At 36.6% G+C, this 21,953-nt stretch carries 25 protein-coding genes; 13 read left to right on the top strand and 12 right to left on the bottom strand.

Going from position 1 to position 21,953, the window contains the following annotated elements; genetic code table 11:
• Window position 1 precedes the first annotated feature (1 nt).
• The 12 genes from MED217_RS02585 to MED217_RS02530 all read right to left on the bottom strand — a co-directional run bounded on the left by MED217_RS02585 (window position 2) and on the right by MED217_RS02530 (window position 13,312).
• Window positions 2-484, bottom strand: a complete 483-nt coding sequence (locus MED217_RS02585) for a DUF4440 domain-containing protein (RefSeq protein ID WP_009778917.1) — start codon at window positions 482-484, stop codon at window positions 2-4.
• A 20-nt stretch (window positions 485-504) separates the two neighbouring features.
• Window positions 505-1,047, bottom strand: a complete 543-nt coding sequence (locus MED217_RS02580; RefSeq protein ID WP_040533156.1) for a potassium channel family protein — start codon at window positions 1,045-1,047, stop codon at window positions 505-507.
• Window positions 1,048-1,601: 554 nt separating this feature from the next.
• Window positions 1,602-2,147 (bottom strand): DUF3347 domain-containing protein, encoded by a 546-nt coding sequence (locus MED217_RS02575; RefSeq protein WP_009778914.1) that lies wholly within the window; start codon window positions 2,145-2,147, stop codon window positions 1,602-1,604.
• A gap of 18 nt (window positions 2,148-2,165) precedes the next feature.
• Window positions 2,166-2,618 carry a heme-binding domain-containing protein gene (locus tag MED217_RS02570; protein WP_009778913.1) on the bottom strand — a complete coding sequence of 151 codons (453 nt, stop codon included), beginning with the start codon at window positions 2,616-2,618 and terminating at the stop codon, window positions 2,166-2,168.
• Window positions 2,619-3,248, bottom strand: a complete 630-nt coding sequence (locus MED217_RS02565) for a DUF3347 domain-containing protein (RefSeq protein ID WP_009778912.1) — start codon at window positions 3,246-3,248, stop codon at window positions 2,619-2,621.
• Window positions 3,249-3,286: 38 nt separating this feature from the next.
• Window positions 3,287-3,673, bottom strand: a complete 387-nt coding sequence (locus MED217_RS02560; RefSeq protein WP_009778911.1) for a DUF302 domain-containing protein — start codon at window positions 3,671-3,673, stop codon at window positions 3,287-3,289.
• Between the two features lie 49 nt (window positions 3,674-3,722).
• Window positions 3,723-5,018: an APC family permease gene (locus tag MED217_RS02555; protein WP_009778910.1), complete on the bottom strand. Its 1,296-nt coding sequence runs from the start codon at window positions 5,016-5,018 to the stop codon at window positions 3,723-3,725.
• Window positions 5,019-5,020: 2 nt separating this feature from the next.
• Window positions 5,021-7,327 carry a multicopper oxidase domain-containing protein gene (locus tag MED217_RS02550; protein ID WP_009778909.1) on the bottom strand — a complete coding sequence of 769 codons (2,307 nt, stop codon included), beginning with the start codon at window positions 7,325-7,327 and terminating at the stop codon, window positions 5,021-5,023.
• Window positions 7,324-8,541 carry a TolC family protein gene (locus tag MED217_RS02545; protein ID WP_009778908.1) on the bottom strand — a complete coding sequence of 406 codons (1,218 nt, stop codon included), beginning with the start codon at window positions 8,539-8,541 and terminating at the stop codon, window positions 7,324-7,326. Before MED217_RS02545 ends, MED217_RS02550 begins: the two co-directional genes overlap by 4 nt.
• Window positions 8,538-12,278, bottom strand: a complete 3,741-nt coding sequence (locus MED217_RS02540; RefSeq protein ID WP_009778907.1) for an efflux RND transporter permease subunit — start codon at window positions 12,276-12,278, stop codon at window positions 8,538-8,540. Before MED217_RS02540 ends, MED217_RS02545 begins: the two co-directional genes overlap by 4 nt.
• Before the next feature lie 104 nt (window positions 12,279-12,382).
• The gene (locus MED217_RS02535; protein ID WP_040532540.1) at window positions 12,383-12,799 is read right to left on the bottom strand and encodes an HYC_CC_PP family protein; all 417 of its coding nucleotides are present in this window, start codon (window positions 12,797-12,799) and stop codon (window positions 12,383-12,385) included.
• A 78-nt stretch (window positions 12,800-12,877) separates the two neighbouring features.
• A complete protein-coding gene (locus MED217_RS02530) occupies window positions 12,878-13,312 on the bottom strand; it encodes a hypothetical protein (RefSeq protein WP_009778905.1) in 435 nt (144 codons plus the stop codon).
• Window positions 13,313-13,510: 198 nt separating this feature from the next.
• On the opposite strand from MED217_RS02530, the gene MED217_RS02525 reads away from it, so the two are divergent.
• The 13 genes from MED217_RS02525 to MED217_RS02465 all read left to right on the top strand — a co-directional run bounded on the left by MED217_RS02525 (window position 13,511) and on the right by MED217_RS02465 (window position 21,946).
• Complete coding sequence (locus tag MED217_RS02525; protein ID WP_040532538.1) at window positions 13,511-13,933, top strand: HYC_CC_PP family protein; 423 nt, start codon at window positions 13,511-13,513, stop codon at window positions 13,931-13,933.
• Between the two features lie 177 nt (window positions 13,934-14,110).
• Window positions 14,111-14,692 carry a helix-turn-helix domain-containing protein gene (locus MED217_RS02520; RefSeq protein ID WP_009778903.1) on the top strand — a complete coding sequence of 194 codons (582 nt, stop codon included), beginning with the start codon at window positions 14,111-14,113 and terminating at the stop codon, window positions 14,690-14,692.
• Window positions 14,693-14,763: 71 nt separating this feature from the next.
• Window positions 14,764-15,366 carry a WG repeat-containing protein gene (locus MED217_RS02515; protein WP_009778902.1) on the top strand — a complete coding sequence of 201 codons (603 nt, stop codon included), beginning with the start codon at window positions 14,764-14,766 and terminating at the stop codon, window positions 15,364-15,366.
• Between the two features lie 51 nt (window positions 15,367-15,417).
• On the top strand, window positions 15,418-15,687 hold the full coding sequence (locus tag MED217_RS02510) for a hypothetical protein (protein WP_009778901.1): 270 nt from the start codon (window positions 15,418-15,420) through the stop codon (window positions 15,685-15,687).
• 11 nt (window positions 15,688-15,698) lie between these two features.
• Window positions 15,699-15,917, top strand: a complete 219-nt coding sequence (locus MED217_RS02505; RefSeq protein ID WP_009778900.1) for a heavy-metal-associated domain-containing protein — start codon at window positions 15,699-15,701, stop codon at window positions 15,915-15,917.
• Between the two features lie 19 nt (window positions 15,918-15,936).
• On the top strand, window positions 15,937-16,155 hold the full coding sequence (locus tag MED217_RS02500) for an SHOCT domain-containing protein (protein WP_009778899.1): 219 nt from the start codon (window positions 15,937-15,939) through the stop codon (window positions 16,153-16,155).
• Window positions 16,156-16,172: 17 nt separating this feature from the next.
• Window positions 16,173-16,451, top strand: coding sequence for a DUF5676 family membrane protein (locus tag MED217_RS02495; RefSeq protein WP_009778898.1), 279 nt, complete (start codon window positions 16,173-16,175; stop codon window positions 16,449-16,451).
• Window positions 16,452-16,467: 16 nt separating this feature from the next.
• Window positions 16,468-17,175 carry a lycopene cyclase domain-containing protein gene (locus MED217_RS02490; protein ID WP_009778897.1) on the top strand — a complete coding sequence of 236 codons (708 nt, stop codon included), beginning with the start codon at window positions 16,468-16,470 and terminating at the stop codon, window positions 17,173-17,175.
• Window positions 17,176-17,191: 16 nt separating this feature from the next.
• Window positions 17,192-17,707 carry a hypothetical protein gene (locus MED217_RS18420; RefSeq protein ID WP_009778896.1) on the top strand — a complete coding sequence of 172 codons (516 nt, stop codon included), beginning with the start codon at window positions 17,192-17,194 and terminating at the stop codon, window positions 17,705-17,707.
• Window positions 17,708-17,736: 29 nt separating this feature from the next.
• Window positions 17,737-18,198 (top strand): universal stress protein, encoded by a 462-nt coding sequence (locus MED217_RS02480; RefSeq protein ID WP_009778895.1) that lies wholly within the window; start codon window positions 17,737-17,739, stop codon window positions 18,196-18,198.
• On the top strand, window positions 18,195-19,550 hold the full coding sequence (locus tag MED217_RS02475; RefSeq protein WP_009778894.1) for an NAD(P)/FAD-dependent oxidoreductase: 1,356 nt from the start codon (window positions 18,195-18,197) through the stop codon (window positions 19,548-19,550). The genes MED217_RS02480 and MED217_RS02475 overlap by 4 nt, the downstream gene beginning before the upstream one ends.
• A 7-nt stretch (window positions 19,551-19,557) precedes the next feature.
• A complete protein-coding gene (locus tag MED217_RS02470; protein WP_009778893.1) occupies window positions 19,558-20,913 on the top strand; it encodes an APC family permease in 1,356 nt (451 codons plus the stop codon).
• A gap of 19 nt (window positions 20,914-20,932) precedes the next feature.
• Window positions 20,933-21,946, top strand: a complete 1,014-nt coding sequence (locus tag MED217_RS02465) for a type II glyceraldehyde-3-phosphate dehydrogenase (protein ID WP_009778892.1) — start codon at window positions 20,933-20,935, stop codon at window positions 21,944-21,946.
• Window positions 21,947-21,953 lie beyond the last annotated feature (7 nt).

The raw sequence follows: 21,953 nt of genomic DNA, 5'->3' as shown, positions 1-21,953 counted from the left end.
GCTATTTTTTATTTCTTGATGATGAATGTGTTTTAATAATTTTCCATTTTCCTTCCACCTTCTTTAAAATTGATGTTGCAACTCCTTTTTTCTTTATGGTACGGGAATTACCCTTATCGTCAGGGATTAAAACAATGGTATAGATGTAGGTTTCTGTAGTAAAGGCATATGGCGCATCTACTTGCACATCAATTTCGTAATCTGAGAATACAAAACTTTTAAAGTGCCCTAATTCTGGTCCCAAATGATGTTCTATATAGTGAGTATAGCTCCCTTCTACACCTCCAGATTCATATACCTCAGAATCTTTAGCAAACAACTCGAATGTGCCTTCAGTTGTAAGATTCTGTAATGCATCTTTGTATGATTTCATTACTTCGATAACATCTTGCTTATCTATTGTATCCTCACTATTCTGTGCATTTGTAAAATTGACTGTTGTAATGAGAACAGTCATTAGTGTAATTAATTTAAGTACTTTCATAATTATAGTTATTAAACGGGTTATTTGTCAACGTGTATTCTATTAATATTGGCAATACCAAAAACCAAAACAAAAAAGCTCAAGAAAACTTCCATAATTACCAAGAGTTTACCAGAAATAGTTAAAGGCACTATATCACCAAAGCCAACGGATGAAAAAGTGATTAGACTGAAATATGTAAATTCAAAAAATTCTAGAAGGAATGAACCATTAATTGATGTTGCTGACTTAAAATTTTCTGAATTCAATACGTACAATGCTAAATAATCTGCTGAAAATGATAGGATTATCAAAACAATTAACACTGCAAATAATGTTAGAACGTGTGTAAGCTGATGGCTTTCTCCTATTATTTTACTTAACTGTAGAAAAGTGAGCCTAACAATAAAAATCGTTTTGACAAAGGCCAACCCAACTACCAACACTGGTAGAAACAAGCTGTCGGGGTTTTCATTAACCCATAATACATAGCTTAATGACAAAACAACAACTACGCTTGTGGTGAACAATACTTTTTTAAAGAGCTGCTCATAAAAACTAGTACTTTCAGGTGTTTTTGCCATATCTTCCTTATTCACTTTTATTAATCCTTTAATCAAATAATTGAAGTACTAATGCACCACCATTTATTATTAACAGTATTACATAGATTAAATAGTTGAACCATTTTTTAATAATAGATTTTTCTGCTTTTTGATGGCATCCGTCTTTGCAACAATCTTTCATAGTTTTAAAACCTTATGTTGTACTTAAATCCACACGGTTAACACGTGATTATGAGAGTCAAACTCTATCCATCAATCAAAAAAACAGGCATTACTTCCATAATCCAGTACTTTTCTATGAGTTCTCTTTTTCACTTTTTATTTTGCCTGACATAGGAAGAGAGATACTAGTAATCTAGGGGGATTTATTCCCTCTCCCTTATGCAGGCTGCTATTAACCAAATCAACCTTTCTTTTTCAAAAATCTTGTGCCTGACACGGGAAGGAACTAACACTAACCATCAACATTTTCCTTCCCACGACAGGACTTTTGCTATTCCGAAGTCTAATAATACCTTCCTATCTACTGTTAACTAACAAACCAGTATGATAGAATGGTCCCTATAGAGTTTCTATTGAATAGTCTTTTGTACTTTACCACATTTTAGCATTCGGCTTCCATAGTATGGGTTTCTAACTTCTTCATTTGCACTCAACCAAGCACTGCCTTTATCATACATTGGGCAAAACTGCTGGTAAAGCATATTCTTTGAACCTGTGATAGCCACCATATCCGTTATATCCTTACTTAATGTTTTAAAATGCTCTCTTTGATGACCAATATCGCTTGTTGCAATATGCTCTGCGTGCTCCATAGCATCGTCAATAATATCAGTCAATTCTTTTTGCTCCTCTTCGGTATAATTTGACGTATCAAATGCTTTTAGTGAAGCCGCCAATTTAGTACCTGTCGCAGCTGCTTTCTTTGAATCATCCGCTACCAATGCGTCTTTTAGATTGAAATAATCACTTAAAATCGCTTCGGACTTTAAATCACTCTTCATATTCATCATTTTATCGTGATGATGTTTGTGACCCATTTTTTCTTTTTCCTGTGCGTTGGTAAAAGAAACTGCTAACAATAGCATCACTGCTATATTCATTTTTAAATTTTTCATCTTATCTGTTTTTTTTATTTATAAACTATCTTTTAAATTTTCCATATACTTAACAACCTGCTTAGTTTCTTCTTCTGAAAAAATGGCATCCTTGTGAATTAAGGTGTAAGAAGCTAAAGGCATCTCACCACTTTCAATTTGTTTAATGATGGACCTTAGCTTACTGGCTTTTCTACGGTTTGATAGAGCATCCCACTCGTTAAAATTTAGCTCTGATTTTCCTTCTTTTATATGTCCTTCAAGAAACCAAGCCACAGGTTGCACCTTGTTGTACCAAGGGTATTGTGTATTGTTACTATGGCAATCATAACAAGAGACCCGCAACTTGTCCTTGATATCACTTGGGACATCATTCACCAACATAAAGTCGGTTTTTGGGACACTGTCGCTTTGATTGCGGTCTACAGGAATAAACTGTATGACCACAAAGGCAACCAACAATACTATTGCTATGATTTTTACAGCCTTCATTTAATTGATTTCTTTTTGAACTTTTCCGCAGGTTAACATTTTGCTTCCGTAGTATGGATTTTTGATATCCTCACTCATACTCAACCAAGCGCTACCCCCATCGTACATTGGACAGAATTGTTGATATAGAGTATTCTTTGTTCCTGTGATTGCTACCATATCAGTCATATCCTTGCTCAATATTTTGAAATGCTCTCGCTGGTGTGCGATATCACTTTCTGATATATGCTCTGCGTGTTCTACCGCATCCTCAACAATGTCCTTTAAATCTGATTTCTGGGCACCCGTATATTTTGAAATATCAAGCTTGCCTAAGGATGTTGCAAGGATTGCTCCCAGCTCTTTGGCTTTGGCATTATCATCTGCTACCAAGGCATCTTTTAAGTTGAAGTAGTCATTTAAGACTGCTTGTGGATTGCCATCTCCACTCATTGCCATTTCCTTTTTCTCTCCATCGTGGTGACCATCACTATTGTCGTGATTCATTTTTGAATGGTCTCCATCCGCATTCATCTCTGAATGATGCTCTGTTGAATTATTCTTGTCTGTTTTAGCGTCCTTACAAGACACTACTGTTAGGGTTACAAATGCTATTGTAACTATCCCTAATACTAATTTTAATTTGCTCATTTTGTTTTTGATTTATGTTTGTATTTATTTTTAGTGTTCTATAGCTTTTCAATGACGTTTTCCAACATTGCCGAAATCTCGTCCGCAATTTTCTCTAAATCTTCATTCTCTACAGCCTGCATAGATGCCATAGGATTTACTGCAGCAACTTCAAAAACTCCTGCTTCAATTTCCTGAACTATAACATTACAGGGTAGCATCGTTCCAATCTTATCCTCAGCTTGTAACGCTTTATGGGCATAGGGTGGATTGCACGCTCCCAAAATCTTATACTTCTTAAAGTCCACGTCTAATTTATTCTTCAGGGTTTCTGATACGTCAATTTCTGTGAGTATTCCAAAACCTTCTTCTTTTAATTTTTGTGTAACTTTATCAATAATCCCTTCAAAGGTTCCATTGATTGTCTTATTAAAGTAGTAGCTCATATTTCTATTTATTTTTGAATTAATTATTACTCCATTTTTTTTGCTATCATTAGGTAGTATTAGTTTTTAAAAACAATTTCTCGCCGAAATAGATTAACACCATCAATATTGCTGCAACAACCACAACTAAAATGTCACTACTCGCTTTTATCCATAAAAAAGCTCCGAGAACGACTACATCGAGAAAAATTGCAGTTATCAATATTGCCGGTTTAGCATCTACATCTTGCCTTAAGTTTCTTAGTACGCCCCAATGAATTCCGATATCCATTATTAAGTAAAATATTGCTCCCAATGAGGCAATTCTTGTTAGGTCAAATAAAATGGTAAGTGCTAATGCTAAGACAACCGTATACACCAGCATATGCTTTTGTAACCGACCTGGCATCCCGAAATGCTTATGAGGTATCAGTTCTTTTTCGGTCAACATTGCCGTCATTCTCGAAACAGCAAAAATACTGGCAATAACCCCTGAAATTGTTGACACGATAGCGATACCGACTGTAAACCAGAGTCCATACTTTCCAAAAGCAGGTCTAGATGCTTCCGCCAAGGAATAGTCTTTAGCTTTTATTATTTCATCAATAGAAAGGTTAGATGAGACTGCAAAGGCCACCAACATATATACGACCGTACAAATAAGCAATGAAATAATGATAGCTCGACCTACATTTTTATTAGGATTGATAATTTCACCACCACTATTGGTAATTGTGGTAAAACCTTTATAAGCTAAAATTGATAATGCCAGAGCACCTAAGTAGTTGGTTAACGGATATTCAGTTAGGTTTTCTGAAGGAACAATTTCTGAAAACGAGAATCCTGCTGCCCAAAGTCCACCAATGGCAAATATGGCTATACCACCAATTTTAAGGATTGCCATTACCAAAGAAGACTTTCCTATGATATTATTACCAGAGATATTAATTAGAAAAGCAATTACCAATAGTATTACCCCTAAAATGGGCACCCATACACTATTTTCCCCTACATCAAATAACTGCAATGTGTACGAACCAAAGGTTCGGGCTACCAAACTTTCATTGATTATCATTGAAAGAGCCATTAATAAAGCTCCTGAGGCAGTCAATGCACTTTTACCATATATCTTTTTTAAATACATAGCAATTCCTCCCGCTGAAGGGTAGGCATTGGACATCTTAACATACGTGTAGGCACTGAATCCTGAAATAATGGCTCCTATCAAAAATGCATATGGGAACCATTGCCCAGATAATTCGGCTACCTGACCCAATAATGCAAATATTCCGGCACCTATCATCACACCTGTACCTAACGATACCGCACCTGTTAAACTGAGACTATTTTTTTTATACTCTGCCATTTTTAAAATCGTGCTAATAGACCGCCACCCCAGCCGTATCGATTGTTATAGTTTCCTTGTATTGAAAAATTTCTAGAGAAGATGTACGAAAGACCTACCAACCATTGTGTTTCGCTCTCATAAGAGCTATCTCCTAAATCATTGACCCATCCAAAGTCTGCTCTGTATTCGTATTCGCCTTCCAGAAAAATCCTAGGAAAAATCAATAGCTCCCTATCCAGGCGTACCCTTGGGCGTAGTTGATGGTCCATACTCACATCTACATTGAACCTGTAGGGCGTAAAGTATTTTACCCCAATAAGACCAACAGTATTTAACTCATCAAAGGAATCAGGTATTTCCGTTTCGGTGTTTACACCTACATAGAGACGTACCCAGTCATTTAGGTACCTATTGTAATTTACTTCCGCCTCAAGGTTTTTGTCATAATCGAATTCTGCTCTCAATCCAAATTCATTGCGGATGTTGCTGGATGTTAAAAAGAGTTCGTTAAAGTTTGAGCCTGCACGAACCAATCCCCAAGAATAATAATGGTCTGTTTCATCGATGAGTTTTTGAACGGGAAAATCTTCCATTCTTTTATCCCTTGGGGTATCATAACTAAACACCCTTGCCATACCACCCATCATATGATATAGGACGTGACAATGAAAGAACCAATCACCGTACTCTTCATTGTAGAACTCTATAACCACTTTCTGCATTGGCGGTACATTGACGGTATGCTTTAATGGTGAACGTTCCCCATTTTCATTGATGACCCTAAAATAATGACCGTGCAAATGCATTGGGTGGTGCATCATCGTTAAGTTGTTGAGTGTTATTCGGGTTACTTCTCCACTTTTGATTTTTATTTTATCGGTCTCTGAAAGTGGTACACCGTTCATACTCCATACGTAACGTTGCATATTTCCGGTAAGGTTCAACAGAATATCGTTTACAGGCAAATCAGCTTTGAATGTGGTATTTTTCTTTGCCTTTAAAAAGTCGTAGTTGAAGTAGGTTTTCCGTGCGCTATAATCAAAAGAGGCCGTATCCTTCTGCATCATTTGCATATCGTGACCCATATGGTCATTTGCTTTCATATCTTTTTGATTACCCATTTTACCATCGTTCATTGACATTTTATCGTGCATTCCAGTTTTCATCTGGCCATCTTTCATATCCATCTTCATTCCATACTTCTGCATTAAAACTTCAGGTGTATTCTTCTTTTTGTTACCTACCATTGCAGGGGCTCCCATTTTCATATCCATTTTTCCCATTTGTTTCATCATCTCTACTTTATCAGGTCTGTCTATTCTTTTGGCTGGATAAAGGGTGCCACTACCTAATTGTACAGAGGTATGACCAGAGCCATCTTGTGCCGTAGCGGTAATCTCTATAGTACCTTCGGGAATGGTAACGATAACATCATACGTCTCAGCTATACCAAAGAGAAATCTGCTTTTAGAAACGGGTTGCACATCAACTCCGTCACTGGCAACCAACAAAGGGTTACCACCACCGAAATCAACCCAGTAGTAAGTAGAAGCCGAGGCATTGATGAAGCGAAGTCTTACCTTTTCTCCCGGTTTAAATTCTGGATATTCTGCGAGAGATTTACCATTGCTCAAGAATGCGGGATAATAAATGTCTGCTATATCTGCACCTTCCATTCTATCTCGCCAGAATTTGAATTGTGCTCCCAAGGCACCTTCTTTTATGACTCTACTCAATGGAACTGCCGTTCCTTTTTTAACTTGATACCACTCGTTACGTCTTTTAAGGTTTCGCAATACGTTCATTGGCTTTTCATTCGTCCAATCTGATAATACCACGACCAAATCTTTATCATATTCCAAGTTTTTCTCTTTTGGGTGAATGATGATAGACCCGTAAACACCTTTCTGCTCTTGTAACATTGTATGGGAATGATACCAATACGTACCCGATTGGTTGATTGGGATTCTATATTGGAAAGTTGTTCCTGGTTCAATAGGCGGTGTGGTTAAATAGGGTACGCCATCGTAAAAATTGGGAAGTATCAATCCGTGCCAATGCACAGAGGTTTCTTCGTCCATTTTGTTGGTGACGTTAATAATGGCAAGGTCTCCCTCATTAAATTCTAAAACAGGACCAGGAATACCACCGTTTAAGGTCATTGCATTGGCAGTAACACCACCAAGTGTCATTTCGTTTTCCTCAATGGTAAGGTTATACTCCTTAACAGGTCGCCCATCTTCCTTTCTATCATTTCCGTTTGTGCCTACTTGGGCAAAAATTGAAGTTGTGAAAAGTAATAGCGTAATAATTTTTATTGTTTTCATTTTGTCAAATAATTTATGATGGCATATTCTGTATAATACCCTCTATTAGATTCGATTAAATTGATTTGAAACCTTAACTGCAATTCTTGTACATCGAGCACATCGTTAAAATCTATAGTTCCGGTTTCGTAATTCTTAATGAGAATTTCTTCGGCGTCATTCGCCTGCTTTAAATTGTCTGTTTGTACATTAAACTTAATTCTCATTGTATTTCTATTATAAATAGCTTGTGCAAGACGTGTTTCAAGGTTATTGAGCCTCTCTTCTTTCTGTGATTTTATTTCCAATTGTTTCAATTCATTTTGCTTTGTCACTGACTTATATTTATTATTGAAAATGGGAATTGAAATAGAAACCATAGGCATCACAATGTCTTTACCATTATCGGAAAAATTCATATCTGGACGTTCTGACACAGGCACATAGTCCAAACCAAAACCGATATTGGGCGCACTCTCTTTTTGGTTTAACAACTCCGATTGTTCAACCGATTCAAATAGCTTATCATACTTTATGAGTTCTGGGTTTAACTGAAGGTTTTCAGTTAAGATTAAAGCATCCTCATCTGGAATAAACATCTCTTCAACTACGGTTACTGCAATATCCTCATCCCGATTTAAAAGATTGTTGAAAGCTGTTTGTTCTGCCAAATAATCTTGCTCCAATACTTCTTTTTGCTGTACAAGTTCATTTTGCCTAATTTGAAGACGAAGTACATCAACAGCTGATGCCTTATCAACTTCTACCGATGTTAATGCTAAACGTTCATAGGTTTCTAAAAGGTCGATATTTTTCTCAAGAACCAATTGTTTTGCTCTAATAGCATATAGTTTATAATAGGATTGAGAAACTGAAAGTGCCAATTTGCGCTTCATAATGACAATATCTACATATTGAGTTTCCGCTATTGAGCTTGCGTAATTTTCCCTTGCCGAAATAGTTCCAAACCAAGGTAACATTTGCTTGACAGAGAAACGTGCGCGTTGCGCTCCTGTACGGGTTTCGGGTTCACTTATAAAATAACCTACTCCCACAACGGTATTTGGCAACCAATCTGCTTCATTAACTTTTTCTTCAGCTATATTATACCGCAATTCAAAAGCTTGAATCTCTGGATTATTCTTCTCAGCTTCCTGAATGTACGTTGTCAAATCTTGTGCATTCGTTTTGGCTAAAGCAAAAAAAGCAAGTACTATTACAATTACATATCTCATTTTGTAGCTCTTTTTAATTGAAATTCGTGTTTCCAGCTAAATAATACTGGTACAACAAATAGGGTTATAAGCGCAATTAACATTCCTCCAAAGGATGGAATAGCCATTGGTATCATTATATCACTTCCTCTACCTGTTGAAGTGAGTACTGGTAACAAGGCAAGAATGGTTGTTGCCGTCGTCATCAAACAAGGACGGATACGCTTTTCTCCAGCCTCAATTACTGACGCTCTTATTCCTTTTCTGTCTTTAGGCTTGTTTTTATCAAAGGTCTGTGTGAGGTAGGTTGCCATCACCACACCGTCGTCTGTGGCAATACCAAACAATGCAATAAACCCAACCCAAACGGCAACACTCAAGTTTATAGTGTGCATTTGAAACAGGTCTCGTAGGTTTTCACCAAAGAAGCTAAAGTTCAAAAACCAATCCTGGCCATAAAACCAAATCATTAAAAAACCTCCCGCAAAGGCGACAGCAATTCCAGTAAAGACCATTAATGACGTTCCAACAGAACGGAACTGGAAATATAGGATTAGAAAAATAATAGCCAAAGCCAGAGGTACTACCACGCTCAATGTTTTTTCTGCTCGTAACTGATTTTCATACGTTCCCGTAAATTGATAATTGATACCCTTTGGAACGGTCAATTCGCCATTGTCAATCTTTTCTTGTATGAGCGCTTGGGCGTTTTCTACCACATCTACCTCGGCATAACCATCCAACTTATCAAAGAGCACGTAACCTACTAAAAAAGTATCCTCACTTTTTATGATTTGTGGTCCTTGCTCATAACGAATGGTAACCAATTCACTTATGGGTACTGGGTTGCCCTTTTCTACCGGAACATAAATATCTCTTAAGTCATTAGGATTTGCACGTAGTTCTCTTGGGTAACGTACACGTATTCCATATCGCTCCCTGCCTTCAACAGTTTGTGTAAGCACCATACCACCTATAGACACTTGTATCACTTGCTGTACCTGCTGTATGGAAATCCCATAACGAGCAAGCTTGTCTCTATCGATATCTAGTAAAAGGTAAGGTTTACCAACTATTCGGTCTGCAAAAACGGCTTCATCCTTAACACCGTCGGCTTGTTTTAATATATCCTCCAATTGCACTCCAAAGGCTTCTATCTCATTTAAATCTTGCCCTTTCACTTTGATACCCATTGGCGCTCGCATACCCGTTTGAAGCATTACCAATCGGGTTTCAATAGGTTGTAATTTAGGTGCTGAAGTAACTCCGGGAAGTTTTGTAACTTTAACAATCTCTTTCCAAATATCATCAGGCGATTCAATTTCTGGTCGCCAATTTCTATAATACTCACCATCGTCATCTGGTATAAGTTGTCTATCGGTAATGTTAAAAGGGTCTTTTAATAAGGTGGCATCATACTTGCCTTCGTCTACTTCCAATTCAACATTTGGATTTGTAACCAAGCTACCATCCTTTAACATAAAGAGACCATCTTCATTAACTTTAAATCGTTGTCTTTCTCTTTTATCATTTAAAATGTATTCAGACTTGTACTGAATTACATTTTCATACATTGACAACGGTGCAGGGTCTAAGGCTGATTCTGTACGTCCAGATTTACCAACCACCGTTTCAATCTCTGGGATGCTAGCAACGGCCATATCTAGTTGTTGCAATACGCGCTTATTCTCTTCAACTCCAGCGTGGGGCATTGATGTGGGCATTAAAAGAAAAGACCCTTCATTAAGTGATGGCATAAATTCCTTACCCGTATTCCGCATTATCATAACACCGAAGACAACAATAGCAGTAGGTATCGATAGAAACAAGAGTTTATTGCGTAACGCCCAATTTAATATGCGCACGTAATAGCTCCTAAAAAGCGTAAATATACCCAACAGGCCAAAGCATATTAGGCCTACAAATATTAAGTTCCAGAAAATGCTTCTATCTACACCTAATGGTCTCCAATATTCCGCCAACAAGAATACAATGGCAAAGGCTGAAATAAATATGTTGATTATATTGGCTCTATCTGCCGATATTTTTTCTTTAATAGACAGTAAACCAACAATACCAAATGCAATCAGTATAAGCCCAAGGGTAAAGCCAAAAACTACTGCTAACAGACCCATTATTACTAAAGCAATATTGAGAATATATCTAAAAGAAATTTTCACATTACGCTTTCTGAAAAAATAGGCTGCAAAAGGTGGTATAAGAAATAATGCCACTATAAGAGATGCTGTGAGTGCCGCTGTTTTTGTGAAAGCCAAAGGTCTAAATAACTTACCTTCAGCTCCTATCATAGTGAATACAGGAATAAAGCTTATTATTGTAGTCATAACAGCAGTTAGAATAGCACCAGAAACCTCGGCTGTGGCGTTATATACTACTGTATTCATTGGTAGGTTCTGGTCATTTTCATCTATGTGACGCAATACATTTTCAGATAGAATAACTCCCACATCTACCATTGTACCAATGGCGATGGCGATACCAGATAAGGCGACAATATTGGCATCTACATTAAATAACTTCATTGATATAAAAACCATCAATACCGCCACAGGTAATAGTCCTGAAATCAATACAGATGCTCTAAGGTTGAATACCATAATGATAATTACGAAAATGGTTATCAAAATTTCTAGAGTCAATGCTTCATCAAGTGTTCCTAATGTTTCCTGTATGAGTTCGGTTCTATCATAAAAAGGAACAATGGTCAACTGCGATGTCCTTCCATCGTTCAGTGTTTTAGAAGGTAAGCCCGAACTTAGTTCATTTATTTTCTCCTTAACATTATTAATAACCGCCATAGGGTTAGCGCCATAACGGGCTACTACAACACCACCAACAACTTCAGCACCTTCCTTATCTAAAAGCCCTCTTCTTGTCGCAGGGCCGTGAGAGACGTTGGCAATATCCTTTAAGCGTATAGAGGTAAAATCTTCTGAAGTAACTACTGCATTCTCCAGGTCTGAAATAGACTTAACATACCCTAAACCACGGATTAGATATTCAGCCTGATTGATTTCTAAGGTCTGGGCGCCTACATCTTGATTACTTTGTTTAACTGCTTTAACAACCTCATTTAAGCCAATTTTATACTGTTTCATCAACTCTGGGTTGACATCTACTTGGTATTCTAAAACGTAACCACCAATAGAGGCTACTTCTGAAACACCACTCGCCGAGGACAATGCATATTTCACGTAAAAATCTTGAATACTACGAAGTTCCTGTAAATCCCAACCACCAGTCACATTTCCATTTTCATCACGACCCTCTAATGTGTACCAATAAATTTGCCCTAGACCTGTAGCATCCGGACCCAGTGCGGGATTCACTCCGTCGGGTAATAATCCAGCGGGCAACGAATTTAATTTTTCGAGAATACGGCTTCGACTCCAATAAAATTCTATGTCTTCTTCAAAAATGATATAAATACTGGAAAAACCGAACATCGAAGAACTCCGTATGGTCTTTACCCCAGGAATACCAAGAAGTGAAGTGGTAAGCGGATAGGTTATTTGGTCTTCAATATCTTGTGGCGAACGTCCATCCCATTTCGTAAATACAATTTGTTGGTTTTCGCCAATATCGGGAATGGCATCCACCGCTACAGGATTACGTGGTAAGGAACCAGTATTCCATTCAAAAGGTGCATTTACAATACCCCAAGCCACGAATAAGGCTAGTAACAGAACCGCTACTAGTTTATTTTCTATTAAAAATTTGATGCTTTTATTTAGCATATAAATGAGTTTTTAAGTAATTATAATTTTGTTGTCTAAAACAAAAACCAAGCAGTTTAGTCCATACAATTTAATGTTGGACTACAGTACTAATTACTTAAAAATCAAATAAGGAAAGTTTGGTCTAAAACTTGAACATCCCTGACCAAGGGAGGCGGAGAATAATCCGTGAAAGTAGGTTTTTCTGTTTGTTGTTCTGCAAACAGATTTACATAGGTGTAAATAAATGTAGCAACTAATTTCTGTTGCTCTTTATTTAATTTATCAAAAGAAAGTTTTAAGTTATCTTGACCATCAACAACTAATTGCTCGTTACTGCAACAGTCTTTTTTAGCCAAACTGCATTCCGAAGAATCAGTTTTTTGTTGGGTTTCCATACCACAGGTATCTACAGCATCTAACATTGAAGTATCCACTAAAACATCCCCACAATAATGACTTTCAATTGTGAAAGACAATGTAGATAGGAACACTAAAAGTGCCATACAAAAGGATACTATTTTATAAAAAACCTTCTTCATTGGTTCTGCAAAGCTACAAAAATTTCAACATTTTAATTTTGTTTAACATAAATTTAGATTATTTTTTTGAGTAAAATATCAATCCTTTTTACCTGATTGACTTAATGAAATAATATAATTTACAAGGTTTTTAATCTCCAATGGCGGGTTGCCGTGGTCAAAGTTAGTAGACGTGAATTCATTCTCGTTTTTAATCACTTTCAATTTTGCAATGGCAGCACCATCAATTTCCCTTCTCTTAGATGGAGCCTTAAATAAGGAAAGACTTTCAAGCTCTACTTTTTTAACCAATCCAACTAATTTTTCCCATTGCTTTTCATCTATTTCAACAGTAACATCTTTACTTTTATTTCTGTTCTCCTGAAAAAAAAGTATACCTTTTTCAACTTTAATTCTTTGATAGAACCCTCTAGAAGACGCTTCATATTCAAAAGAAAGTTCAGATATTCTCTCTTGAGAAAATATTGACTGTACAATTGTAATTGCCAGTATCGCAATCAGTATCTTCTTCATAACTAAGTATTTAATTCTACAAACATATCAATCTGTATTTTACTGAAATATGACAAAAGTCATTATTCTGTTTAATCTTTAGATTTATATTTGTATGAATGGAAATTTGTTTAACATTCATAAAATATTAATAATGAGCGTATTGAAAGCAAAACTTATTTTACTTAAATGTTAAACAAAATTTCTTAACTTTACCTAGTGAAAACATTTTTTACAAAAATATTGTCTTTCTTTTTGGCAGCATTTATTTGGCTATCAACCTCTTTCTTTACAGTAAATATGCATTTTTGCTGTAATAAGTTAGTGGATATGGCATTCTTCAGCAGAGCTGAAGCTTGCAAGGACAAGGTTCAAAAGGAAAATAATCCTTTTAAAAAATGTACATCATTACAAGAAAAGGATTGTTGCGACAATCAGACTATACTTAAAGAAGCTAATGACAGCTTCAAAAAATCAACTACGGTTTTAGAAGCTGACCAATTAGTATTCTTAAAAACATTTATTTACTCCTACATTAACCTTTTTGAAGGGCTAGATAAAAATATAGTTCCTTTCGAGGCCTACAGGCCGCCCTTGTTGTCTAAGGACATCCATACTCTATACGAGATTTACTTAATTTGATTTTCTACATAGCAGTAAAAGCCCTTTTACTGCACAATTGGTTATAGCCAGCGCTTAGTCTTTGGCTGTAAACTGTTGTACCCTATTCCCTACAGTTTTATTTGCAAATTACCCTGTAAACATACAATTACAGGATTGGCTATTGAGCAAAAGCCCAATAACAATACCCTATTAGATATGACACAACCAAAAGAATTTTGGGTTAAAAATATGGTGTGTAGTCGTTGCTTAAAAGTAATTAAGCAAGAACTACAAGAACTAGGAATAACGGTCCTTTCCCTAGAGCTAGGAAAGCTTTTAGTAGAAGCACCAGACCTAAGCAAGGCACAAATTAACCAAGAGGTTACCCAAGTGCTGCACGCAAATGGTTTTGAGATAGTAAAAAGTGAAGAAGATATGCTTGTTGAAAGAATAAAAATTATTCTAATCGAACAACTTGATGAGCTACCGCTAACGCTAAAAGTTAAGACCTCAGAACATTTATCATCAACCCTTCACCGAGATTACAAGGCATTGAGCAAACTGTTCTCATCTAAGGAAAAGACCACCATTGAAAAGTACTTTATAAAATTAAAAATTGAAAAAGTCAAGGAACTCATACAGCTAAAACAGCATTCCTTCTCTGATATAGGGTACTTATTGGATTACAGCAGTGTAAATCACTTATCCAGACAATTTAAGGATGTGGTTGGAATGAGTATGACAGATTACAAAAACACAGAAAATTGGAAGCGAAATTATTACGATGAAATTATGTAGATATGAACGAAAGTTGTGCAGATAAAGGCTTATGTCATTCGCTATTTTCATCAAACTAAAATGTATAAAAAATGAAAACAATCTTCCTCACATTATTAATTATCCCAATACTGGGAATTGGACAAACCATAGAAAACATTGACTTTGTATCCCCTTTTCACGATGGTCTTTCAGCAGTAAAAAAAGGAAATAACTGGGCATTTATTGACCAAAACGGCTCTATAATCATTGATTTTAGACAAGACTTGGTAAAGACCAAAACCGACAAAGGCTACTATCCTCTGTTCAGTAATGGAAAATGTATTATAGCGCAGAAAAAAGATGATATACTCCTTTATGGGTTTATTGACAAAAAAGGAAACATAAGTATCGAACCACAGTTTCTAAATGTCTTAAACTTTCAAGGTAACAAGACCTTGGCATTAATAGTACATAAAGAGACCATAGGCTTTAATGATATTTTTAAAAAAGATGTTGTTAACTACCATTATTTTGAGGTGGTCATCGATGAGAACGGAAATTCTCTAGACCACCTTACCCAATTGGCTTTACATATTTCCCCAAAATACTCTAAAAGCAAAGAACCACCTGTTATCACATCTAAATTTATTTCTGATAATCTGATAGCAGTAAAAAGCGATGAAAATAAATGGAACTTAAGAAAAATCAAGTAGTAAGATGTATTCACTTAAAGAAAAAATAAAAAAGTAATAAAACTAAAGATTATGAAAAACAATCACTGGATATGGATGATTATAGGCTGTGGTTTACCGCTTCTGTTCATCTTTTTAGCACCTTCTTTTGGTATAGGAGGAGGCTCTTCCCTTTTCATCTTCATATTATTTATGTTCGCCATTCACCTGTTTATGCCTCACGGGTCTCACGGCCACGGAGGACACAGACACAACAATGGAAACCATAATAATCACGAACATAATGAAAAGCAGTCTGATGATGGTTCAACAGAGAAAAGAAAAGGACATCAACATCATTAATAGCAAATGTTATGAAACAAAAATTTCAAATAAGCGGAATCAGTTGTGGCGGATGCGTTGCAAGGGTCAAGAAAACCTTGGAGAATCATCCTAATATCGAAAAAGCAGAGATTTTTTTGGCACCAAAAGGTGCTACAATTATCACTATGAACGAAACGCTCTCGGTTGAAGACATACAAAAGCAACTTGATGAACTCAACGGATATACAATTTCAAAAATAAATCAATAACAATTTAAAACTAAAAATTATGCATTTATACGACGGACACTTTGGGGGTATGCACCTAATATGGTGGATTATATGGATTATTTTATTGGCTTGGATATTTTTCATTCCAACAGATATACCATATCAAAAAACAAAAAAAGAAGATCCTTTAGACATTCTTAAGAAAAGATTTGCTGAAGGCTTCATTACAAAGGAGGAATATGAAGAATCAAAAAAGATTCTAAAATCAGATAATTAATTCAAAACTATAAAATTATGTACCGATTAAACGTAAAAAAACTCGGGTTTGCTTTTGGTCTAACCGGAGCATTAATCTATTTGGGCTGTATGATAGTGATGTCAACTGCAGGTAGGGAAGCCACAATCGACTTTTTCAACAGCCTTTTGCACGGATTGGACACTACAAGTATAATCAGAATGGATGTTCCACTGTGGGAAGCTGGTTTAGGAATCATACAGACCTTCATACTGGGTTGGCTGGTTGGTGCCTGTATTGCGGCATTTTACAACGCACAACTTAAAATAAAAAAATAAAAGCTTGTAACATTTTATGCAATACGTCTGGTTTATATGGTCATTAATTATCCTGGCGCTTTGGGCAGTAATATATCTCTTCAAGAAAGATTCTAGAAAAGAAATGCTCAAGATGAGCCTGATTACATTGCCTTTTGGCTTAACAGAACCATTGTTTGTGCCAGAATATTGGATGCCACCTTCGCTTTTTGATTTGGCTGAAAAAACAAGGTTTGATATCGAAAGTCTCATTTTTTCTTTTGCAATCGGTGGTATAGGTGTGGTACTTTATAATCTTATTTTTAAACAAACCTTTCAAGAAATAACACATACAGAGCGAAATCACAGAAGACATCGCTTGCATATATACATCTTATTTGTACCAGCAATCGTGTTTTTAATATTAGCACTATTTACATCATTAAACCATATTTATTGTGGTACTATAGCGATGTTCCTAGGTGGTTTAGCAACATTATACTGTCGCCCAGATTTAAAAAGAAAGATATGGGTTGGGGGCATCTTGTTTACGGTATTATACTTCATATACTTTGGAAGTATCCTTCCATTTTATCCGCAATATGTTGAGCTGTACTGGAACCTTGACAGCCTAACCCATATTCTGGTTCTGGGAATCCCCTTTGAAGAATTATTGTTCGCCTTCACCTTTGGAATGTACTGGTCTGGATTGTACGAACACATCTATTGGCGAAAACTTATACACTTAAATAAAGCACGTAATTAATTTAAAACTATATAAAATGAAACAAATCCCTTTAAATAAAAAAAACAGTAAGATGCAAGTCATAGTCCGTAAAAACCCAGTGGAAAAGATTTATCGATTGTCCATAGGTCTTGTAATGCTTTTATTGCTCTCAATGTTGCTTCTATCTTGTGCCGACAAGAACAAAGAAGTTACTGAAAGTGCACTACAGTTAAATACCGAAGTCTCTAAAAAGATAAAAGAAAACAATTCTGCTGCCCAAAACTATGAAATTGTCCCAAACGACAAAGTGTGTATGGTAAACGACAGGTTTATGGGCGTAACGCAAATACCTATTGAAGCCAACGGAACTACTTATTACGGTTGTTGTGAAAATTGTGTTGAAAAATTACAGAAAAATCTGGGTGATGTCCGTTTTGGCGTAAACCCTCTTAATGATTCAAAAGTAGATAAAGCTTCGGCAATTATTGTTCAGGATAAAAACAGCGGAAGTGTTTTTTACTTCATATCGAAAGAAGATGCCCAAACATTTATAAACAAGAATAAGGCATAGGACATCTCAATTAATAACACCTTCAAATTATGAAAATTGTATTGGCCATAGATGGTTCAGATTTTAGTAAAGTAGCCATTAACGAGCTTAAGAAAATGACTTTATCCTCAAATAGTGAAATTCATATTATAAATGTTTATGAAGTTCCGAAAACAACCGGCCTGGGATTGCATACTATGGGCGGCAGGATAGGAAATTACATAGAAGAAATTAGAAGTAACGCTCAAAAATTGGGAAACAAAATCGTTTCAGAAGCTTTCGATAAAATCAAGGCCGAAAACAAGGCACTTACCATAACCACAAGTGTTGTTAGTGGCCTGCCCAAAAGTACTATTTATGAAAAAGCAGAAGATTGGGGTGCAGATTTAATCGTAGTAGGCTCTCAGGGTCACGGTGCACTTTCACGCTTAGTATTGGGCTCTGTATCCCAATATTTGACCACAAATGCCAAATGTTCAGTACTCATTGCAAGAGATAGAAATAAAAAATGAAAGAAAAGCAAACACATAGCATTCCGTTGGAATCCACCTGTAAGATAACAGATGAAATCTGTCTTCCAGATACTAAATTACCTCGTGTGGTTATCGTTGGTGGAGGATTTGCAGGTTTGGCATTGGTTGAGAAACTGAAACACAAAGAAGTTCAAGTGGTTTTACTCGATAAAAATAACTTCCATCAGTTTCAGCCTTTATTATATCAAGTGGCAACGAGTGCCCTGGAGCCTGACAGTATTGTATTTCCATTCAGAAAACAAATCAATGGCTATAAAAATGTTTTCTTTCGTTTGGCTGAAGTTGAGGAAATTCAACCTGATTCAAATACTATATTGACCAATAAGGGAAGTGTTTCTTATGACTATTTAGTGTTGGCTACTGGCACGACCACCAATTTCTTTGGGATGGATTCTGTGGCCGAAAATAGTTTGGGGATGAAGGATATTCGCGATTCCCTCAACATCCGTCATATGATGTTGCAAAATTTGGAACAGGCAGCTATTACTTGTGATGATAAAGAACGCGACGCGCTGACAAATTTTGTAATAGTAGGTGGTGGTCCAGCAGGCGTAGAAATGGCAGGAGCTTTGGCAGAGTTTTGCAAATACATCCTTCCCAAAGATTACCCAGAGTACCCTTCTTCCATTATGAATATTTATCTAATAGAAGCCATTGATGAGTTGTTAGGCACAATGTCAGACAAGGCATCATCGAAAACCCTCAAATATTTAGAGGATTTGAATGTAAAGGTATTATTAAATGAAGCTGTAAGCAATTATGACGGCAACGAAGTCACTACCAAAAGTGGTAAGACCATTTTGGCTAAAAATCTTATCTGGACGGCTGGCGTAAAAGGACAATTCCCAAATGGTATTGATGAAAAACACATAGTCAGGGGCAACCGGATTAAAACCGATGCTAATTTAAAAGTAGAAGGCTACGAAAACATTTTTGCCATAGGTGATATCGCAGCACTCATTTCCAAAGAAACCCCAAAAGGACATCCACAAGTAGCACAGACCGCTATTCAACAAGGTAAATACCTGGGCGATTCGATATTAAATATCATAAATAACAAATCCATAAAACCTTTCAAATATAAAGATAAAGGTTCCTTAGCCACTGTAGGAAAACGCAAGGCAGTTGCCGATTTGGGCAAATTTAAATTTGCAGGCTATTTCGCCTGGTTGCTGTGGTCCGTTGTTCACTTGATGTCCATAAGTGGATTTAGAAATAGATTGATGGTTGGTTTTAATTGGGCGGTAAGTTATTTCACTTATGAAAAGAGCAACCGCCTGATTATTAGAAACTTTAAACCGAAATCTTCGATTAAAAACAGGGAAAAATAATTTTGAAATGAAAAACACCACAGATAAAAATAATAAGCTTTCCTTATTAGGTTCCATATCTCTTGGTACAGGCGTAATGATTGGTGCTGGCATATTTGTCCTTATGGGGCAAATAGCAGAGTTGGTGGGTGATCTATTTCCCATTGCATTTATTGCAGGTGCTGTTGTGGTGGGTTTTAGCTCATATTCCTATGTCAAGTTTTCAAATGCTTTTCCATCGTCTGGAGGTGTGGTTAAATTCCTTAACAAATCCTATGGACCTGGAACAACAACAGGGTTTTATTCTTTGCTGATGTACGTATCAATGGTAGTTTCCGAAAGTCTGGTGGCGGGCACTTTTGGAGCATATACGTTGAGACTATTTCCCGAGTCCTATGCAGGTTATGCCTCTACCCTGGGTGTTGGGCTAATTGTTGTTGCTTATATAGTGAACATCCTGGGCAATAAGGTTATTGGTGCCACCGCGACATTTACCGCTATTATAAAGGTAGTGGGAATAGCAATTTTAGCTATTGCCGGCCTTGCAATTTCAGGTTTTGCCGATATTACGGGAAACTATATTCCCAAAAATACTGAGACATTACCACAAGGCTTCGGATTTGTGGCCGCTTTGGCGTTATCTATCCTTGCTTATAAAGGCTTTACCACTATCACGAACCAAGGGGCCGATATTAAAAACCCGCATAAAAATCTTGGTAGGTCTATCGTGTTTTCCATACTTATCTGCACACTGATATATGTAGCCTTGGCATTAGCTGTTGCGGGAGGTTTAAGCATTCCTGAAATAATCGAAGCTAAAGATTATGCCCTTGCAGCCGCCGCAAAACCTGTTTTTGGGGAATGGGGTTCCTGGATTACCATTGGCATTGCCATTATTGCCACGGTTTCTGGGGTCATTGCCAGTATCTTTTCCTCTTCACGCTTGTTGGCAATGCTCAGCAATATGAAACAGGTGCCTTCTTTAACCAAACTTGGTAGCTTAAAAAATCCAGCACTAGTATTCACGTCTTCCCTCGCCATTTTACTGACCGTGCTTTTCGATTTGACAAGGATAGCATCCATTGGGGCTATTTTTTACCTTATTATGGATATCGCTATCCATTGGGGGCTGTTCCGTCACCTTAAAAACAAAGTGGTTTTTCAGCCTATCATCCCATTAATAGCCATCGTATTGGACATTGCGGTATTGGCAGCTTTTCTTTATATAAAATATCTGAACGATCCTTTGGTGCTTATCGTAGCAGCGATTGGGATTGTTCTAATACTTGTTGCAGAACGCCTTTTTATGATTTCACACACAGACGATGAAGGTAATATGCCAATGGGAATGAAGAATACAAGTGACAAAAACAAAAAAACATAATTAATTAAAAACAATTTATATGAAAAATGTAGCAGTTATAGGTTACGGAGTCATTGGAAAAAGGGTGGCAGATGCCATCAACTTACAAAACGATATGAAGCTTTCGGGAGTATGTGATATCATTAGCGACTGGCGAATTCAAAATGCCGTAAGAAAGAATTACAACATATACGCAGCAACTCAAGATGCAGCTGATAATATGAAATCTGAAGGGATTTCTGTTAAAGGCAATATGCAGGAACTTTTAAAGAAATCAGACCTTGTAGTGGACTGTACGCCTAAAAAGATTGCTGCTCAAAATGTAGCGATTTATAAAGAACAGAATATAAAATTTATTCTACACGGTGGCGAAAAACACGAAACCACAGGGCATTCCTTTAGTGCAGAAAATAATTACAAATCAGCTCTAAACTTGAATGCGACAAGAGTAGTTTCCTGTAATACTACGTCTATTTTAAGAACCTTGACCGCTTTAAAAAGAGCCGATTTATTGGATTATGCCAGAGGTACACTTTTAAGAAGAGCTACAGACCCTTGGGAAAGTCATTTGGGCGGAATTATGAACACAATGCTTCCAGAAAGAGATATTCCAAGCCATCAAGGTCCTGACGCTAAAAGCGTAGATCCTGATTTGGACGTCATCACTTCCGCAGTAAAAGTTCCAGAAACATTAAGCCATATGCACTATTGGAACGTGAAGTTAAAAAAGCAAGTCTCGAAAGAAGAAGTCTTAAATGCTTTTAAAACGTCTAGTCGTATCAAACTAATTCAATATGACCAAGGCCTGGTTTCAAACAACACCATTAAAGAAATGTTCTTGGATATGGGAAGACCTTGGGGCGATATGTACGAAGTAGCCCTTTGGGAAGATATGCTGAAGGTAGTGGGAGATGAGCTTTTTTATGCCTACGTGGTCGATAACCAAGCCATTGTAATCCCAGAAACGATTGATGCCATCAGAGCACTTACAGGAATTGAAACAGATGGTGCCAAATCTATCGCTAAAACAAATGAAAGTTTAGGAATTCATTAATCATTAA

Source organism: Leeuwenhoekiella blandensis MED217 (assembly GCF_000152985.1).
GTDB lineage: Bacteria > Bacteroidota > Bacteroidia > Flavobacteriales > Flavobacteriaceae > Leeuwenhoekiella > Leeuwenhoekiella blandensis.
Note: the sequence above shows the minus strand (reverse complement) of the source record. Positions and strands in the feature narration are given on the sequence as shown.

Excerpts from the sequence above, each read along its gene's own strand:
- MED217_RS02570 (WP_009778913.1), bottom strand. The coding sequence starts at position 2,618 with ATGAAGGCTGTAAAAATCATAGCAATAGTATTGTTGGTTGCCTTTGTG.
- MED217_RS02490 (WP_009778897.1), top strand. The coding sequence starts at position 16,468 with ATGCAATACGTCTGGTTTATATGGTCATTAATTATCCTGGCGCTTTGG.
- MED217_RS02500 (WP_009778899.1), top strand. The coding sequence starts at position 15,937 with ATGCATTTATACGACGGACACTTTGGGGGTATGCACCTAATATGGTGG.
- MED217_RS02535 (WP_040532540.1), bottom strand. The coding sequence starts at position 12,799 with ATGAAGAAGGTTTTTTATAAAATAGTATCCTTTTGTATGGCACTTTTA.
- MED217_RS02505 (WP_009778900.1), top strand. The coding sequence starts at position 15,699 with ATGAAACAAAAATTTCAAATAAGCGGAATCAGTTGTGGCGGATGCGTT.
- MED217_RS02465 (WP_009778892.1), top strand. The coding sequence starts at position 20,933 with ATGAAAAATGTAGCAGTTATAGGTTACGGAGTCATTGGAAAAAGGGTG.
- MED217_RS02495 (WP_009778898.1), top strand. The coding sequence starts at position 16,173 with ATGTACCGATTAAACGTAAAAAAACTCGGGTTTGCTTTTGGTCTAACC.
- MED217_RS18420 (WP_009778896.1), top strand. The coding sequence starts at position 17,192 with ATGAAACAAATCCCTTTAAATAAAAAAAACAGTAAGATGCAAGTCATA.
- MED217_RS02585 (WP_009778917.1), bottom strand. The coding sequence starts at position 484 with ATGAAAGTACTTAAATTAATTACACTAATGACTGTTCTCATTACAACA.
- MED217_RS02470 (WP_009778893.1), top strand. The coding sequence starts at position 19,558 with ATGAAAAACACCACAGATAAAAATAATAAGCTTTCCTTATTAGGTTCC.
- MED217_RS02475 (WP_009778894.1), top strand. The coding sequence starts at position 18,195 with ATGAAAGAAAAGCAAACACATAGCATTCCGTTGGAATCCACCTGTAAG.
- MED217_RS02480 (WP_009778895.1), top strand. The coding sequence starts at position 17,737 with ATGAAAATTGTATTGGCCATAGATGGTTCAGATTTTAGTAAAGTAGCC.
- MED217_RS02540 (WP_009778907.1), bottom strand. The coding sequence starts at position 12,278 with ATGCTAAATAAAAGCATCAAATTTTTAATAGAAAATAAACTAGTAGCG.
- MED217_RS02575 (WP_009778914.1), bottom strand. The coding sequence starts at position 2,147 with ATGAAAAATTTAAAAATGAATATAGCAGTGATGCTATTGTTAGCAGTT.
- MED217_RS02560 (WP_009778911.1), bottom strand. The coding sequence starts at position 3,673 with ATGAGCTACTACTTTAATAAGACAATCAATGGAACCTTTGAAGGGATT.
- MED217_RS02515 (WP_009778902.1), top strand. The coding sequence starts at position 14,764 with ATGAAAACAATCTTCCTCACATTATTAATTATCCCAATACTGGGAATT.
- MED217_RS02580 (WP_040533156.1), bottom strand. The coding sequence starts at position 1,047 with ATGGCAAAAACACCTGAAAGTACTAGTTTTTATGAGCAGCTCTTTAAA.
- MED217_RS02530 (WP_009778905.1), bottom strand. The coding sequence starts at position 13,312 with ATGAAGAAGATACTGATTGCGATACTGGCAATTACAATTGTACAGTCA.
- MED217_RS02565 (WP_009778912.1), bottom strand. The coding sequence starts at position 3,248 with ATGAGCAAATTAAAATTAGTATTAGGGATAGTTACAATAGCATTTGTA.
- MED217_RS02510 (WP_009778901.1), top strand. The coding sequence starts at position 15,418 with ATGAAAAACAATCACTGGATATGGATGATTATAGGCTGTGGTTTACCG.
- MED217_RS02555 (WP_009778910.1), bottom strand. The coding sequence starts at position 5,018 with ATGGCAGAGTATAAAAAAAATAGTCTCAGTTTAACAGGTGCGGTATCG.
- MED217_RS02550 (WP_009778909.1), bottom strand. The coding sequence starts at position 7,327 with ATGAAAACAATAAAAATTATTACGCTATTACTTTTCACAACTTCAATT.
- MED217_RS02520 (WP_009778903.1), top strand. The coding sequence starts at position 14,111 with ATGACACAACCAAAAGAATTTTGGGTTAAAAATATGGTGTGTAGTCGT.
- MED217_RS02545 (WP_009778908.1), bottom strand. The coding sequence starts at position 8,541 with ATGAGATATGTAATTGTAATAGTACTTGCTTTTTTTGCTTTAGCCAAA.